Origin of the sequence: Bradyrhizobium sp. CCBAU 25338 (assembly GCF_028128965.1) — a bacterium.
Lineage (GTDB): Bacteria > Pseudomonadota > Alphaproteobacteria > Rhizobiales > Xanthobacteraceae > Bradyrhizobium > Bradyrhizobium liaoningense.
Genome location: NZ_LFKY01000037.1, coordinates 347858 through 363616 on the forward strand (window position 1 = coordinate 347858; position 15759 = coordinate 363616).

General features: G+C 64.8%; 17 protein-coding genes. 10 read left to right on the plus strand and 7 right to left on the minus strand.

Features of this window, described 5'->3' with window-relative positions:
* Positions 1-13: 13 nt before the first annotated feature.
* Positions 14-1201: an ABC transporter substrate-binding protein gene (locus tag ACM42_RS20030; protein ID WP_271529538.1), complete on the minus strand. Its 1188-nt coding sequence runs from the start codon at positions 1199-1201 to the stop codon at positions 14-16.
* Positions 1202-1375: 174 nt separating this feature from the next.
* Here ACM42_RS20030 and mhpA point away from each other — a divergent pair, with 174 nt between their 5' ends.
* Genes mhpA through ACM42_RS20045 form a run of 3 tightly spaced genes read left to right on the plus strand, consistent with a single transcriptional unit; the run spans position 1376 to position 5012 of the window.
* Positions 1376-2884: a bifunctional 3-(3-hydroxy-phenyl)propionate/3-hydroxycinnamic acid hydroxylase MhpA gene (mhpA, locus tag ACM42_RS20035; protein ID WP_271529539.1), complete on the plus strand. Its 1509-nt coding sequence runs from the start codon at positions 1376-1378 to the stop codon at positions 2882-2884.
* Positions 2885-2907: 23 nt separating this feature from the next.
* Positions 2908-3759, plus strand: a complete 852-nt coding sequence (locus ACM42_RS20040) for a fumarylacetoacetate hydrolase family protein (RefSeq protein WP_271529540.1) — start codon at positions 2908-2910, stop codon at positions 3757-3759.
* A 41-nt stretch (positions 3760-3800) separates the two neighbouring features.
* The gene (locus ACM42_RS20045; RefSeq protein WP_271529541.1) at positions 3801-5012 is read left to right on the plus strand and encodes an ABC transporter substrate-binding protein; all 1212 of its coding nucleotides are present in this window, start codon (positions 3801-3803) and stop codon (positions 5010-5012) included.
* 3 nt (positions 5013-5015) lie between these two features.
* Here ACM42_RS20045 and ACM42_RS20050 read toward each other — a convergent pair whose 3' ends face one another.
* Positions 5016-5858 carry a hypothetical protein gene (locus ACM42_RS20050; protein WP_271529542.1) on the minus strand — a complete coding sequence of 281 codons (843 nt, stop codon included), beginning with the start codon at positions 5856-5858 and terminating at the stop codon, positions 5016-5018.
* 207 nt (positions 5859-6065) lie between these two features.
* Here ACM42_RS20050 and ACM42_RS20055 point away from each other — a divergent pair, with 207 nt between their 5' ends.
* The 4 genes from ACM42_RS20055 to ACM42_RS20070 are packed head-to-tail and all read left to right on the plus strand — an operon-like array spanning position 6066 to position 10433.
* Entirely contained in the window at positions 6066-6953 is an 888-nt protein-coding gene (locus tag ACM42_RS20055) for an IclR family transcriptional regulator (RefSeq protein WP_271529543.1), read from the plus strand.
* A 1-nt stretch (position 6954) separates the two neighbouring features.
* Positions 6955-8151, plus strand: coding sequence for a CaiB/BaiF CoA transferase family protein (locus ACM42_RS20060; RefSeq protein WP_271529544.1), 1197 nt, complete (start codon positions 6955-6957; stop codon positions 8149-8151).
* Between the two features lie 54 nt (positions 8152-8205).
* On the plus strand, positions 8206-9192 hold the full coding sequence (locus ACM42_RS20065) for a Bug family tripartite tricarboxylate transporter substrate binding protein (RefSeq protein WP_271529545.1): 987 nt from the start codon (positions 8206-8208) through the stop codon (positions 9190-9192).
* Between the two features lie 20 nt (positions 9193-9212).
* Complete coding sequence (locus tag ACM42_RS20070) at positions 9213-10433, plus strand: ABC transporter substrate-binding protein (protein ID WP_271529546.1); 1221 nt, start codon at positions 9213-9215, stop codon at positions 10431-10433.
* Positions 10434-10555: 122 nt separating this feature from the next.
* On the opposite strand, the gene ACM42_RS20075 is transcribed toward ACM42_RS20070, so the two are convergent.
* On the minus strand, positions 10556-11053 hold the full coding sequence (locus ACM42_RS20075) for a ferritin-like domain-containing protein (RefSeq protein ID WP_271529547.1): 498 nt from the start codon (positions 11051-11053) through the stop codon (positions 10556-10558).
* A 291-nt stretch (positions 11054-11344) separates the two neighbouring features.
* Between ACM42_RS20075 and ACM42_RS20080 the strand changes: the two genes are divergently transcribed.
* Positions 11345-11677: a hypothetical protein gene (locus tag ACM42_RS20080; RefSeq protein WP_271529548.1), complete on the plus strand. Its 333-nt coding sequence runs from the start codon at positions 11345-11347 to the stop codon at positions 11675-11677.
* A gap of 164 nt (positions 11678-11841) precedes the next feature.
* Here the strand turns inward: ACM42_RS20080 and ACM42_RS20085 are convergent, their stop codons facing one another.
* From ACM42_RS20085 to ACM42_RS20095, 3 genes are all read right to left on the minus strand, one after another.
* Positions 11842-12333 (minus strand): SRPBCC family protein, encoded by a 492-nt coding sequence (locus ACM42_RS20085; protein WP_035676811.1) that lies wholly within the window; start codon positions 12331-12333, stop codon positions 11842-11844.
* Positions 12333-12722: an ArsR/SmtB family transcription factor gene (locus tag ACM42_RS20090; RefSeq protein ID WP_271529549.1), complete on the minus strand. Its 390-nt coding sequence runs from the start codon at positions 12720-12722 to the stop codon at positions 12333-12335. The genes ACM42_RS20085 and ACM42_RS20090 overlap by 1 nt, the downstream gene beginning before the upstream one ends.
* Positions 12723-12805: 83 nt before the next feature.
* Positions 12806-13510 (minus strand): SDR family oxidoreductase, encoded by a 705-nt coding sequence (locus tag ACM42_RS20095; RefSeq protein ID WP_271529550.1) that lies wholly within the window; start codon positions 13508-13510, stop codon positions 12806-12808.
* Positions 13511-13624: 114 nt separating this feature from the next.
* Here ACM42_RS20095 and ACM42_RS20100 point away from each other — a divergent pair, with 114 nt between their 5' ends.
* Positions 13625-14467 (plus strand): GNAT family N-acetyltransferase, encoded by an 843-nt coding sequence (locus ACM42_RS20100; protein WP_271529551.1) that lies wholly within the window; start codon positions 13625-13627, stop codon positions 14465-14467.
* An 88-nt stretch (positions 14468-14555) separates the two neighbouring features.
* Here the strand turns inward: ACM42_RS20100 and ACM42_RS20105 are convergent, their stop codons facing one another.
* Positions 14556-15002, minus strand: coding sequence for a hypothetical protein (locus tag ACM42_RS20105; protein ID WP_271529552.1), 447 nt, complete (start codon positions 15000-15002; stop codon positions 14556-14558).
* A gap of 285 nt (positions 15003-15287) precedes the next feature.
* Here ACM42_RS20105 and ACM42_RS20110 point away from each other — a divergent pair, with 285 nt between their 5' ends.
* Complete coding sequence (locus ACM42_RS20110) at positions 15288-15569, plus strand: hypothetical protein (protein WP_271529553.1); 282 nt, start codon at positions 15288-15290, stop codon at positions 15567-15569.
* Positions 15570-15759: the final 190 nt, after the last annotated feature.

Sequence of the window (15759 nt, forward strand, 5' to 3'; positions counted from 1 at the left end):
ATGACGATCCGCCTCAGCGCACGGCAATCCACTCACCGTTTTCGAGCCTGCCAAGCGTGAGTGCCGTCTGGTCGAGCCCGGTGTGATCGTTGGAGCCGTAGCTATAGACGCCGCGCGAGCCGGCGACGCCCTTGAGACCCTCGATCGCGCTACGCAGCGCTTCCCGAAACTCAGCCGTGCCCGGCTCTGCGACCTTCAGCGCAGCCGGCACCGCCTGCTCGATCAGGATCAGTGCATCATAGGCGGAGCCGGCAAAGATGTTGCGGCTGCCGGGGCCGAACTTGGCCTCGTAACGTTGAATGAACTCGAGCGCAGCTTTCTTCGCGGGATAGTCGTCCGGGAAGGACGCTGCGCCGACCGCCGGGCTCAGCGGCACCAAAATGCCGTTGCCTTGCACGCCGGTCAGCTTGCGAAAGTCGCCGAAAGTCGCGCCGAGCGTGCCGTAGACCTGCCCCGCAAATCCCTTCTCGCGCAGTTGCAGCAGCGGAAGGGCCGCCGGCGCTCCAGATGCTGCAATCAACACCGCATCGGGCCCCGCCGCGATGATCTTCAGGATTTGACCAACCACCGTAGTATCCGTTCGCGCGTACTTCTCATCGGCGACAAGCTCGATGCCAGCGGCCGCACACATATCTGCACTGACCTTGCTCCAGGCGTCGCCATAGGAGTCGCCGAAGCCGATCAGCGCCAGCTTCTTGACCCCGGTCTTCTTCATGTTGGCAAAGAGCGGCGTGGCCTCGTGATCGTCATTGGTCGTGGTTTTGAAGATCCAGCGACGCCGTGCGTCGACCGGCGCAACCAGCGCATTGACCGGGGCGAGCGTGATCACCGGCAGCTTGTATTCGACCGCAGGGTCGATCGCGGCGAACGAGCCCGGCGTGGTGGTCGGACCGACCAGGATATCTATGCTGCTTTCCTGAAACAGCTTGCGCAGCGCAGCCACCGCGGCCGTGCTGTCGGAAGCCTCGTCGAGGAAGAGATAGTCGACCTTCCTGCCCGCGATTTCGGCAGGACCAAAAGCGGTACCATTGCGCTCGGCATTGCCGATTGCGGCCGCCGGCCCCGTGGCAGACAGGATGATCCCGACTTTGATATTGGCCGCGAAAGCTGGTGACGCCAGCATTTGCAGCGCAACGCATACGCCTAGCACGGCTCGCAGCATCGCCATTCCTCCCATCGCCTGCCCGAAAGCAGCCTGCATTTTACTTCCTTTTCTCTTTCCCTAGCCAAACGCTGCCGCCGCGCGTAGCGCCATCACGGAGGTGTCCGGCTGGTGGACAGCCGCAAAGGACCAACCCAACATGCCCGTCCGCTGGGCGGACACTTGGCGCGGCGGCGTTGAAGGGGTGGCATCGCTTGGGGAAGAGATAGCCCCATGCAAGATAAATCCGTCCCTGAAGAGTTTGACGTCGTGATCGTCGGTCGCGGCCCGGTGGGCGCCACGCTCGCCAACCTGCTCGGCCTCTGCGGCGTGCGGACGTTGGTGCTGGAGCGCGAGGCGCGGACCTACCATTTGCCGCGAGCGGTGCATTTCGACGACGAATGCATGCGCGTGTTCCAGACCCTCGGGCTCGCCGACGCGATCCTGCCGCATGTCATCCTCAGCCCCGGCATGCTCTTTCTCGATGCCTCCGGTCGCATGCTGCTCGATTGGTCCCGTCCACAGACGCTGACGCCGATGGGCTGGAATCTCAGCTACCGCTTCCACCAGCCCGACCTCGAGGACGTTTTGATCGGCGGGCTCGCCCGCTGGCCACACGTCACCCTGCGCAACCGCTGCGATGTGTTCGCGCTCGATCAGGACGAGGATGGCGTGCGCGTCCGCTACGAAGACCTCTCCAGCGGGAAGCTCATGGAAGTTCGCGCCGGCTATGTGATCGGCTGCGACGGCGCCCGCTCGCTGGTGCGCCGCTTCATCGGTTCTGGCATGGCCGACCTCGGCTTCCACGAGCGGTGGCTGGTGATCGACGTCCTGCTCAAACGCGAGCGCGACGATCTTGGCGATTACAGCCTCCAGCATTGCGATCCCAGGCGGCCCGCGACTTATGTGCGCGGCACCGGCAGGCGCCGACGCTGGGAGATCACGGTCCTCCCCGACGAGGATTCCCAGGAGGTCGCGCAACCCGCGAAGGTGTGGGAGCTGTTGTCGCGCTGGATCACTCCCGCCGATGCCGAGATCGAGCGCGCCGCGGTCTATACCTTTCATTCCGTCATCGCACAGCAATGGCGGAACGATCGACTGCTGCTCGCGGGCGATTCTGCGCACCAGACGCCGCCCTTTCTCGGCCAGGGCATGTGCGCCGGCATCCGCGATGCCGCCAACCTCGCCTGGAAGCTCGATGCGGTCATCCGGGGCGCCGCAGGTTCCGGTGTGCTCGACACCTACCAGAGCGAACGTCTGCCGCATGTGCGCGAATTCATCGAGCTCGCCATTCGGCTCGGCGGCGTGATCAACACCAAGGCGATCGAAGCTGGCCTTGCCGCCGGCGAGGTTCGCGAGAACGCGCCCGTGAAGCTCGAGGTGAAGAAGCCTCTGCTCGGCCCCGGGCTGGTCCTGGGGGATCTACCGCTGGCCGGGCATCTGGCGCCGCAATTCACCTTGGCCGACGACAGCCGCAGCGACGACCGGACCGGCTACAGCCACGTGCTGCTCGTCGAGACGGCGGCGGCACTCTCATCGAGTCTCGCGCTTTCACAGGCAGGGATCAAGATCCTGACCAGCGACGATGCCAACGGCCTTGGGCCCTGGCTGCGCGAGCACGGCATCATTGCCGCGCTCGTCCGCCCGGACCGCTATGTGCGCGGCGCCGCCTGCAACGAGACCGAACTCGACCGGCTCATCGCCGCCATCGTGCCTCCAACCCATGTGCCCTCCGCGGCCTGACCGAACCTTCTCAAGGACATCTCATGAAGCTGCTCTCATTCATTATGGACGGACGCCCCTCCTTCGGCGCCGTCAAGGACAATGGCGTCGTCGATCTGGGCTCGCGCATGACAGGCTGCACCACGCTACGACAGTTGCTTGAAGCTGGCCGCGTCGCCGAAGCGGCCAAGCTTGCAGCCTCCACTGCCCCCGACCATCCGCTCGACAGCATCACCTTCGCACCCGTGATCCCCGATCCCGGCAAGATCATCTGCGTCGGTCTCAACTATCGCGACCACGTGGCCGAGACCGGCCGCACCGTCACAGAGAAGCCGGCTCTGTTCGTTCGCTTCCCATGCAGCCAAGTCGGCCATCTCCAGCCCATCGTGAAACCGAAGGTCAGCGACGATTTCGACTATGAAGGCGAGCTCGCGCTCGTCATCGGCAAGGCGGGTCGTCACATTCCCGCCGGCCGCGCGCTCGACCACGTCGCCGGCTATTCCTGCTACAATGAAGGCAGCATCCGCGACTGGCAGCGCCACACCAGTCAATTCCTCGCCGGCAAGACCTTCGCCGAGAGCGGCAGTTTCGGTCCATGGCTGGTGACGACGGACGAGATTCCCGATCCGTCAAAGCTCACTTTGCAGACCCGGCTGAACGGCAACGTCGTGCAGGACACCACGACCAATCTCCTAATCACCGCCATCCCCGAGCTGATCGCCTACATCTCCACCATCTGCCCGCTCGTGCCCGGCGACGTCATCGTCACGGGCACGCCGGGCGGTGTCGGCGCCAAGCGCACGCCGCCGCTGTGGATGCGCCCCGGCGACACCGTCGAGGTCGAGATTTCCGGCATCGGCACCTTGCGCAACACGGTGATCGCCGAACCGGCCTGACCGTCAAGACCGATCAATCAACGATAAAATCAGGAAACGCCATGGGCACGACCCGCACCACCTCCGCCGCCACCCTGCTGATGACACTCGTGCTCGCGGGCTCCGCTGCGCGGGCCGAAATCAAGGGCGACGCCATCCGCATCGGCGTGCTCACCGACATGAACGGCGTGTTCGCGACCGCCATGGGCCCGGGCTCGGTCGAGGCGGCGCGCATGGCGGCGGAGGAGTTCGGCGGCAAGATCAACGGCAAGCCGATCGAGATCCTGCAGGCCGATCACCAGAACAAGCCGGATCTCGCGGCATCCCTCGCGCGAAAATGGTTCAGCGACGGGGTGCAGGCAATCGCCGACGGCGGCAGCTCCGGCGCGGCGCTGGCGGTGCAAGAGCTGGTGCGCGGCAATGGCAAGATGTTCCTCATCTCCGGCGCCGGCGCAAACCTGCTCACCGACGAGGCCTGCGCGCCGACCAGTGTGCAATGGACCCAGGACGCCTACTCCACGGCGACTGCGGTGGTCTCCGGCATCATGCAGACCAGCAAGGAGCCGTGGTTCTTCATCACGGGCGACTACGCGTTCGGCCATTCGATCGAGGCGACCGCGCGCGACCGCATCGCCGCGCTCGGCGGCAAGGTCGCTGGGGGCGTGAAAGCGCAACTCGGCACGCCCGACTACAGCTCGTTCCTGCTCCAGGCGCAGTCGTCGGGCGCCAAGATCCTGGCCATCAACGTCGCCGGCGACAACGCGACCGCGATCAAGCAGGCTGAGGAATTCGGGCTCGCCGACCAGGGCATGAAGATCGTGCCAATGTCGTTCCAGAATGTCGACATCGAGTCCGTGGGCTTGAAGGCGACGCGCGGTGATCTCATCGTCACCTCGTTCTTCGAGGACGTCTCGCCCGCCGCCCGAAAATTCTCGGATGCATTCTATGGGCGGCGCAAGGCGATGCCGTCGCAGATCCAGGCCGGCGTCTACTCCGCCGTGCGCCATTATCTGCAAGCGATCAAGGACACCGATTCCGACGACGGCGCGACCGTGATGGCGAAGATGAAGGCAACCCCGGTGTCAGATGCCTACACGCCCAACGGCCGCATTCGCGAGGACCAGCGCATGGTGCACGATCTCTATCTGGTTCAGGTCAAGACGCCGGAAGAATCGAAAGGCCCGTGGGATTTCGTCAAGCTGGTCGCGACGATCCCGCCCGACCAGGCCTTTCGTCCGCTCGACCGCAGCAAGTGCAGCCTGGTCGGCAAATAATCGCTAGGCCAGATAGCGCGTCAGATAGCCTTCCATCGCATAGAGCGCGCAGAGCGCGAGGCTCGACCACACGGCGGCACTGAAATACAGGAACATCCAGGTCAGCTCGCCCTTCCAATGCGCGATGTCGTGGGTCACGACCCAGCGCGTCGAGACGTCATGCAGGCCTTCGAGAAAGCCGAGGAACTTGTTGCCCTCGGCGTGCCCGATGCGCCAGCGGCTGAGATACATCGGCACGTCGACGGTGACGAGGAAGGCGAGGAAGCAGGCGATGCCGACGACGCCTGACATCAGCGCCCAGCGCACCACGCCCTGGAATTCCGGCATCAGGCGGCACAGCGCGATGCCGGCGAGGAAGAAGGTCACCGCCCACAGCGAATTCTCGATCGCGTTGTAGAGATAGTTGGTGGTCACCACCGCGTACCAGGAGAAGCATTCGGCGATGATGATCACCGGGACGATCACCCACGCGATGTTCACCACCGTCTCGGCGCCGGTCATGGTCCCGAGCTGATGCAGGATGATGGCCCATTGCGCCGCGAAGCAGACCTCGGCGACGGTCGCGACGGAGCGGCCGACGAAAACGCTCGATAGCCAGGTGTCGAACAGGCAGATGCGCTGCACGTCGGCGCGCGGCAGCACCGAGCGGAAGGCACAGCCGAACACATAGCCGGCGCACAGCAGGAACATCAGCCCGATGTCCGAGCCGCCACTGATGCTGCCTGCCACCGTCGGATAGAACTCGCGATAGAGCATGAACCAGACGAGAATATTGGCGCTGCTCACAAGCGTAAGGGATCCCCACCACCACGCGAGGGGATTTGACCGCGCCTGCCACTGCAACATGAGCCGCTCCGCAAAATTATCGATCTGACATGCCGTCGTAATAATCCTGTCACAGGACGGCATGCAATCGCGACAAAAATCTGTCTGCCCGGTCGTTTGAGAGCTGCCTCTCACGGAAGTGTCCCAAGCACGTCCACATATCGGACAATATCCGCGCCATTTGCGAATCTATTGGACATCTGAGCTGGGCCTGTCTGATAATTAGGAATGGCCCCGACGAGCTCATCCAAGCCACGACATCCGCCCTCCTCCGCCGCAGCAGTGCTGGCGGACAGCGCCGACGACGCTGCTTTCGCCACGACGCTGGCAAAGGGGCTCGTCGTGATCGAGGCGTTCAAGGCCGGGAGCACGCTGCTCGGCAACATGGAGCTGTCGACATTGACGGGCATCCCGCGGCCGACAGTGGCGAGGCTGACCCATACGCTGGCCGAGCTCGGCTATCTCCGTTACGACGCCGAGCGGGCGAAGTACCGCGTCGGTGCGCGGGCGCTGCGGATGGCGCATCCCCTGCTCGCCGGAATGCAATTCCGCCAGGTGGCGCGGCCCATGATGCAGGAGCTGGCGCACAGCGTCCGCGGCACGGTCTCGATCGGCCTGCTCGATGCCACTTCGATGATCTATGTGGAGACCGCGCGCTCCGGCGACGTCGGCCCGCACGTGCCCGACATCGGCATGCCCATTCCCGTCGTGATGACCGCCATGGGCCGCGCCGCGGCGTCGACCTTGCCGCCGGCCGATGCAGACCGGCTGGAACGGAATATCGCCGCCGAAGACGCCGGGCTGTGGTCGACGTTCCGGGACAAATACCGCGCCGGGATCGCGCAATGCAAAAACCGCGGCTTCTGCACCTGCTGGGGCGAGTACATGGCCTCGATCCATGCCGTCGCCGCGCCGCTGTTTCATGCGAGCGAATCGAAGCAGTCGTTCTCGATCAATTGCGGCATTCCCGCCTTCCGGCTCCAGCCGGGTCAGCTCGAGGGCGAGATCGGCCCGCGCATCGCGGCGCTCGCCGACAGCATCCGCGCCATCGTCGGGCAGGCCGAGCCCACGACGCCGCCGCGCAAGACCAAGAAAATCACAAGCGGCGGGACATGACATGGCTGGGCCGCTCGAAGGATTGAAGGTTCTCGACATCGCGACGATCATCGCCGCGCCGTTCGCCGCCACGCTGCTCGCCGACTACGGCGCGGACGTGCTCAAGATCGAGATGCCCGGGCACGGCGACGGCGTGCGATCGTTTCCGCCGTTCAAGGACGGCAAACCGCTCTGGTGGAAGGCCGCCAACCGCAACAAGAAGTTTGCCACGCTCGACCTGCGCATGCCGGAAGGGCTTGCGCTGTTCAAGCAGCTCCTTCCGCGCTTCGACGTGCTGATCGAGAATTTTCGCCCGGGAACGCTGGATCGCTGGGGTCTTCCCAAGGAGGTGCTGTGGTCGATCCAGCCGCGCCTCGTGATTCTGCGCGCCACCGCCTTCGGGCAGGACGGCCCCTATCGCGAGCGCCCCGGCTTTGCCCGCATCTTCGAGGCCATGGGCGGCCTGACCTACATCACCGGCGAGCGCGAGGGCGAGCCGACCCATCCCGGATACCCGATCGGGGATTCGATCGGAGGCCTGTTCGGCGCCGTCGGCGTGCTCGCGGCGCTCTGGAAGCGGGCACGCGACCCCGATGCGCCCGGCGAGGAGATCGATCTTTCGCTGACCGAAGCGACCTTCCGCCTGCTCGACGTGCTCGCCATCGAGCACGATCAGCTCGGCACCGTTCGCAGCCGCATCGGCAATGCCAACGGCTATTCGGCCCCGGCCGCCGTGTTTCGCACCAGCGACGATCACTGGGTGACGCTGGCAGGTTCGACCAACGCCCTCTTTGCCGCGAACTGCCGGGCGATCGAACGGCCCGACCTGATCACCGATCCGCGCTTTGCCAGCAACGACCGGCGCGTCCAGCACGCTTCCGAGCTCAACAGCATTTTCGCCGGCTGGTGTGCCGCCCATCCCCTCGACGAGGTTCTCGCGCGATTCAATGCCGCGCAAGGCACGCTCGCCCCGATCTATTCGATCGACCAGATCGCCGACGACCCGCAAGTGAAAGCGCGCGAGGTCATCACCCGCGTCCCCGACCGGGACTTCGGCACGGTTGCCATGACCAATGTCGTCCCGCGCTTCGCAAATGATCCCGCGCAAATGCGCCACGCCGCCGGCGACGTCGGCCAGGACAATGACGAGGTGTTTCGGAATTGGCTCGGCCTTTCCGACCAGGAGGTCGAAAGGCTCACCGAGCGAAAGGTGATCTGAACGCAACAAGAAGACCAATAAAAAGCAGAGAAGAAAATAGGGAGGAAGAAAACAGTGGCATCATTCAAGGTCACACGCCGAACCCTGCTCGGCACAATCGCAGGCGGCCTTGCAGCAGGGTCAGGCTTGGCAGCGCATGCCGAGGACGCCTGGCCGTCGCGCATGGTGCGGCTGATCTCGCCTTACGGGCCCGGCGGCTCCAACGACATCTCGCTGCGCCTGCTGGCCGAGGAGTTCGGCCGCAGTCTGCGTCAGCAGTTCATCGTCGAGAACAAGCCGGGTGCCGGCACCCGTATCGCCAACGACATGGTCGCCCATGCGCCGGGCGACGGCTACACGATCCTGTACGTCGCGGCGCCCTACGCGACCGCCGAGGCGCTGTTCGGCAAGCTGACCTATGACCGCAAGGATCTGCAGCCGGTCGCGATGGCGGTGATCGCGCCGTTGTTCCTCATCATCAGTGCCGACGCGCCGTTCAAGACGCTGCCCGAGTTGATCGCCTACGGCAAATCGAAACCGGATGGACTGACCTTCGCCTCTCCCGGCGCCGGCTCGCAACCGCACCTCGCCGGAGAGCTTTTGTTCCGCGACGCCGGCGTCAAGGGGCTGAACATCCCGTTCCGCGGCGATGCGGCCTCCTACACTGAGCTGCTCGCCGGCCGCGTCGATGCGACGCTGACGGCGCTGCCGACCGCCCTGCCCTACATCCAGAGCGGCAAGTTCATCGTGCTCGGTGTCGCCTCGGCCGAGCGCAGCGCGCTCTACCCGCAGGCGCCGACGCTGCGCGAGCAGGGCTTTCCCAACGTGGCCGCCGCCGGGTGGTACGGCTTCATGGTGCCGTCCACGACGCCGCGCGCGATCGTCGACAAGCTCCAGGCCGAGGTTCTGCGTGCGCTCGCCGAACCCGCGATCAAGGACAAGCTGACCGCCCAGGGCCTCGAAGTGCGTGCCGGCACTGCAGCCGAGTTCGGCCGGTTCATCGACAACGAGACGCAGAAGTGGACCAGGCTGATCCGCGACGCCGGCCTCAAGGGCGAATAGCAAGCGGGAGGGACAAGCACATGACAAGCACTCTTCTCAAGCGCATCGCAGCTTCCGCGCTGCTTCTGGCGCTCTCGATCACGGCAGCGCAGGCGCAGAAGAAATACGACCCCGGCGCGTCCGATACCGCGATCAAGGTCGGCCAGACCGTGCCGCTCAGCGGCCCGGCCTCGGCCTACGCCGTGATCGGCAAGACCCAGGCCGCCTATATGAGGATGATCAACGACCAGGGCGGCGTGAATGGCCGCAAGGTCGAGCTGATCCAGTATGACGACGCCTATTCGCCGCCGAAAACGGTGGAGCAGACCCGCAGGCTGGTGGAAAGCGACGAGGTGCTGCTGACGTTCCAGATCATCGGCACGGCGCCGAACGTCGCCGTCCAGAAATATCTCAACGCCAGGAAGATCCCGCAGCTCTTCGCCGCGACCGGCGCGGCGCGCTTCACCGACCCGAAGAACTTCCCCTGGACGATGGGCTTCAACCCGTCCTACCTCGTCGAGGGCCGCATCTACGCGCAGTACCTGCTGAAGAACCACCCGAACGCGAAGATCGGCGTGCTCTACCAGAACGACGACCTCGGCAAGGATTATCTCGCCGGCCTCAAGGCCGGCCTCGGCGAGAAGGCGAACATGGTCGTGGCCGAGACGTCCTACGAGATCACCGAGCCGACGATCGACTCGCAGATTCTGCGGTTGAAGGATGCGGGTGCCGACGTGCTGTTCAGCGCGACGACCCCGAAGCAGGCGGCCCAGGCGATCAAGAAGGTCGCCGAGATCGGCTGGAAGCCGCTGCACATCATCGACATCAACGCCTCCTCGGTCAGCGCCGTGCTCAAGCCCGCTGGGCTCGACAACTCGAAGGGCGTCATCAGCGTCGGCTACGTCAAGGATGCCGCCGATCCCGAATGGAAGGACGATGCCGGCATGAAGCGCTATTTCGCCTTCATGGCCAAGTACTATCCCGACGGCGACAAGGATTCGAACCTGAACGTCTACGGCTACATCACCGCGCAGCTGCTGGTGCAGGTGCTGAAGCAATGCGGCGACGATCTCACCCGCGACAACGTCATGCGACAGGCGGCCAACCTCAAGAACGTCGAGCTCGACCTGACGCTCCCGGGGATCTCGGTCACGACCTCGCCGACCGACTATCGGGTCAACAAGCAGTTCCAGATGGTGCAGTTCGACGGCCTGCGCTGGCAGAAGCTCGGCGACATCGTGACGGATGAGGCCAGGGAGTGAGACGGCGAGAGGTCGTTTGGCCGTGATCGTTCCTGTCGGTCAACGCACGCAAAGCGAAGGCACGAAAGAGCCACCGGCCGCCCTGGCGCGCCGGTGGTTCGATATCGGCGGGGATCTCCGAGCTACGCGGCCTGGCGCTGATGCGTCAGGTACTCCATCGTCACCTTCTCGACATTGGAGTCGATCCATGCGGCCATGCGTTGCTCCTCCTTCAACGATGTCTCGAGCGGTGCCCTGGCCTCCGGCATGCCGGCGGCGCCGCAGAGCGCGAGGAGCGACTTGTAGGCAGCGATCTCGAAATTCTCGAACGCATTGTTCGCGAAGGTGTTCTTGAGAATCTCGTCGCCGGCAACCGAATGCGCCATGGCCGTCATGTTGGCCATCACCGACTGCGCGGTGTCCTTCAGGGTCGACGTGCTCTCGCCACAGGCCTCCAGGCATTTCTCCAGCCGGCGCAATTGCTCGTTGGTCTCCTGAAGGTGAGCGGTGACCTTCGCCTTGACCTCGGGATAGTCGTCCAGCCGCTCTGACTGGCGCTCCATCAACTCTCGCGCCTGCACTTCCATCGCATGCGCATTGCGTAGTCCCACCACGAACGTATCGCGGGCTGCATTAGCCATTTTCCTGTCCTCCGTTTTGACTGGCTTCGTTCGCGCAACAGGGAAGCACGGGCGATTGTTCCTAAGAGGACCGGGCTGATTGCCGCAGGAGACTGTCTCAACGAGTGTTCCGGCCGAAGGACCCGGCGCTAACCTGGGATAGCGAAACGCAAAACAGGGAGATGATGCCGCCTCGCACTCGATGCTCCCGCTGAACGGTTCGACGAGGTCGCCGTGCCTCTCCATCAACGAACGTAGGAACGCTTGGCGTCACGCGTGATTGGTCCGTCGCAAACCTCAAGGAGAAACAACATGCGTAAGACAATTCTGACGATCTTCACAGCCGCGGTACTTGCCGGCGCTTCAGTCGGCGGAGCGTTCGCGCAAGGCGCGGGCGGCGGCGCTGGCGGAGGCGCCGGCGGCGGAGCCGGTGGCGGTGCAGGTGCAGGTGCAGGTGGTGCGGGCGGCGCAGGTGCCGGAGCCGGCGGCGGCTCAGGTGATGGTGGCGGCGCGGGCGCTGGTGCGGGAAGCGCCGGAGGCGGCGGCGGCATCACCCATGTGGAGCGTGGCGGACAGGGCGCTTCCAGCCCTCAGGGCATGCGCAATGAAACCACTCCACGATCCGACGGCACAACGCGGCGCTAAAGCATGATCCGGAAAAGTGCGCAGCAGTTTTCCGAAAACATCATGCTTAAACAACAACCTAAAGCGCGATGACGATTCATCCTGATCGCATCGCGCTTTAGGAGAGCACGCCTACCCTGTCATTCCGGGCACGCCCTATTGGGCGTCCCGGAATGACGCTGCCCTCACCGGCTCATAGCCGCGACATAGGCGGCAAGCTTGTCCAGCGTCTGGTAGCCGTATTCGACGGCGCCGAAGCCGATCATGCCGTCGCGCTGCTCGGTGCTCGAGGCCAGCTGGCGCATCATCAGAACGGTCTTGCCGTTGCTCTGCTCGGCAAAGGTGACGGTGAAGCGGAACATGCCGGGATCATCATCCTGGTCGAGGCCGTGATCCATCTCCATCAGAGAAGGCCGCTCGATGCGACGGAACCGCATGCGGTTCGGGTACACCGTGCCGTCGGGTCCGATCATGTTGAAGCGCCAGACGCCGCCGACCCGCACGTCGATCTCGAAGGTCTCGACCTTGAATCCTTTCGGCCCGAACCATTGCGGCAGATGCTTCGGGTCGGACCACGCCTCGAACACCAGCTCGCGCGGCGCGTCGATCACGCGCGACATCACGATCTCGCGGTCGAGCGACCATTGCGACAGGGCGGGATTGGCAGAATTGGTCATCACTCGGAACCTTTCCGTTTGGTTGTTCGGGACGGCCGCTTGGCGCCCGCCCTCTCCTTCTCTTTCTTGAGCTTCATCACGTAGGCCTCGAACCGGTCGAGCCGCGCCTCCCACACTGCGCGCTGCTGCTGGAACCAATCCTCCGCGCCGAGAAGCGCATCGGGACTGAGACGGCAGGTGCGCACGCGGCCGGTCTTCTCCGAAAGAACGAGCCCGCTCGTCTCCAGCACGTGGATGTGTTTCATGAAGCTCGGCAGCGCCATGTCGAAGGGATCGGCGAGCTCGCCGACCGACGCCTCGCCATCGCAGAGTCGCATCACGATCGCCCGCCGCGTCGGATCGGCGAGCGCTGCGAAAACATGGTCGAGGCGGGACGATTGGTTAGCCATGAAGCTAACTATAGCGCCGCTGCCATGCGACGTCAATGATTGTTAGCTCAAAAGCTAAGTAATTTGGCGGCGCAGTCGCCGCCTCAGACCGAGCGCGTCAGGCCGCCGTCGACGCGGATGTTCTGGCCGGTGATGTAGGCAGCGCCGTCGGAAGCCAGGAAGGAAATCGTCGCCGCAATTTCTTCGACCTTGCCGTAGCGCTTCAGCGGCACGCTGTCGCGGCGCGCCTCCAGCTGCGGCAGGCTGTCGATCCAGCCCGGCAGGACGTTGTTCATGCGAATGTTGTCCGCCGCATGAGTGTCGGTGAAGATCTTGGTGAAGGCTGCAAGGCCCGCGCGGAACACCGCCGAGGTCGGGAACATCGCGCTTGGCTCGAACGCCCAGGCCGTCGAGATGTTGATGATGGCGCCGCCCTTCTGCGCCTGCATCACCGGCGTCACCAGCCGCGTCGCGCGGATCACGTTCAGCAGATAGGTGTCGAGGCCGGCGTGCCACTGCTCGTCGGTAATCTCGGTGATGGGCGCACGCGGCCCGTGCCCGGCGCTGTTGACGAGCACGTCGATCCGCCCCCATTTTGCCATGGCGGCGTCGACGAGGCGCTTCAGATCGTCGTTCGACTGGTTCGAGCCGGTGACGCCGTAGCCGCCGAGTTCGGCAGCCAGCGCCTCGCCCTTGCCCGAGGACGACAGGATCGCGACGCGAAATCCGTCCGCGGCCAGCCGCCGCGCAGCCCCCGCCCCCATGCCGCTGCCACCGGCGGTAACGAGCGCAACCTTCTCTGCTGCCATGACCGATCATCCCTGTGTTGAGGCGAGCCGCAGGCTCGGACTATCATGAGGCCTTCTACAGCCAGACCTCTCGGCAGGTCCATGGTCGAAGGCATCCATCATGAGCGACTCGAGATGAGTGAATTGCAGATCCGCAATCTGCGCCCCGACGAAATCGCCCTCGCCGTCGACTGGGCCGCGGCCGAGGGATGGAATCCGGGCCTTGCCGATGCCGCCTGCTTCGCCATCCCCGATGCGCAAGGCTTCTTCGTCGGCGAAATCGACGGCGAGCCGGTCGCGACCATCTCCTGCGTCAATTACGACGACCGCTTCGCCTTCCTCGGCTTCTACGTCGTGCGCGAGCGCTTTCGCGGCGCGGGCCATGGCCTGCGCATCTGGAACGCAGCCATCGCGCATGCAGGCGCGCGCGTGATCGGGCTCGACGGCGTTGTGGCGCAGCAGGACAATTACAAGAGGTCCGGCTTCCAACTCGCTTACGCCAATATCCGCTATGGCGGCGTCGTGGCGGCGCCACCGAGACCACCTGCCGAGGTCGTCACCCTCGACAAGATCCCATTTGCAATCGTTGAAGCTGATGACGCCACCGTGTTCCCTGCCGCGCGCAACGCCTTCCTCCGCGCCTGGATCAACACATCAGGCCATATGGGCTGCGCGCTGCGGCGTGACGGCAGGCTCGCCGCATGGGGCGTGATCCGTCCGTGCCGGACGGGCTACAAGATCGGCCCGCTCATCGCCGACGACCGCGCGGCAGCGGATGCGGTCGTGCAGGCCCTGTTCGGAAGCGCGGGCGGCGGCGAGGTCTTCCTCGATGTCCCAGCCACCAATCGCGAGGCGATCGCGCTCGCGGAGGCGCTCGGCCTCAAGCCGGTATTCGAGACGGCACGGATGTACACGGGGCCGCTCGCACCGCTGCGGCTCGACCGCGTCTTCGGCGTGACCAGCTTCGAGCTGGGCTAAAGCATGATCCCGACCCGAAGGGCCGCGCTAGCGCAAAGCGTGAAGCGGCTTTCCGAAGAGATCATCCGTCGAATGCCAACTAAGCCCTTCAGTAGCAGCGCATGATGTTGACGGTGTGCTCGCTGCCGCCGCGGCCGGGCACAGTCACCTGCTCCGTCGGGCAGCTCGGCACATAGGGCCGATCGGACGGCACGACGTTCGGCGGATAGCGATGCGTCCAGTCCCAGGGAACATCATAGGTGTAGGTATAACGCACGTCGCTGGAGAGAGGCTGGCCGGCATCGAGGAAGGGCTGGCTGTAACCCGCGCCGTCGTAGAAGAACCCACCGCCGCCCGGCCAATAGACCCAGGGGCTGCTCCGTCGATGGAAGCGGGCGCCCGGCCCAATCGGCGGACGCGCGACTGCGCCGGAAGGCGCGGCAGCCACTCCATGCGGCGCAGCGCTGACGGGACGGGCGATACTGTCACTGGCGGCAAGGAGCAGCGCGGCTGCGCCGAGCGAGGCGAATACCGCCCCATGCATTCTACACGTCATGATACGCACCAACTCGTTTGGCTTCGCGATTGCGGCTCCCCGCGGCTACGCTAGGCCGGGCCCTCGCCCACCGGCAAACGTATAATTAATTGTTGGTTAAGGCACGCGATTAACGGGGAACATGGTGCGGCAGAACGCCAGGGATTCGCATCTACACTTCAGCCACTTCGTTCCGCGACAGGCGCATCATAACCAGTTGATCGGAGGTGACCGCCCCCGGCCCATGCATCCGGAACGCTCCCGCATTGCAACCGTTGGCCCCCACACAAGCAAGGAGCATCTCCAATGCAGAACAAGTCAAAACTTCTCGGCCTGATCACGGCATCGCTGGTCGCGGGCACTGCGGCCGCCTCGGCGCAGGGCTACGACTGGAACAGACCGTCCGTGGGCTGGGACCGCACTGCGCCCGCCTATGAACCGGTTCAGCCGCGCGCATACTATCCGGACGTTGCCGGGCCGTATGGCGCACTCAACGGCACCAACCATCCAACCCCGAGTTCGACGCAGGGTGATGTCGGCCCTGGCGGCAATAACAACGGCACGCTGACCGGCAGAGATCGCTGGTAAGGCTGCTTGACGTGAGGCCCACCGTCCACAACGGGCGGAGGGCCTTCGTGCGTCAGCGGCCTTGCTGCTCGCGCAGCCGACCGCACCGGTCGCGTCTCCGGGGCACAATCCCTTGCGTTGCCCGACAGGCAAAACACCCAAACCATCGGTCAAGACGTCCGGCCGAAAATATTCCACTTTACCGAAATTC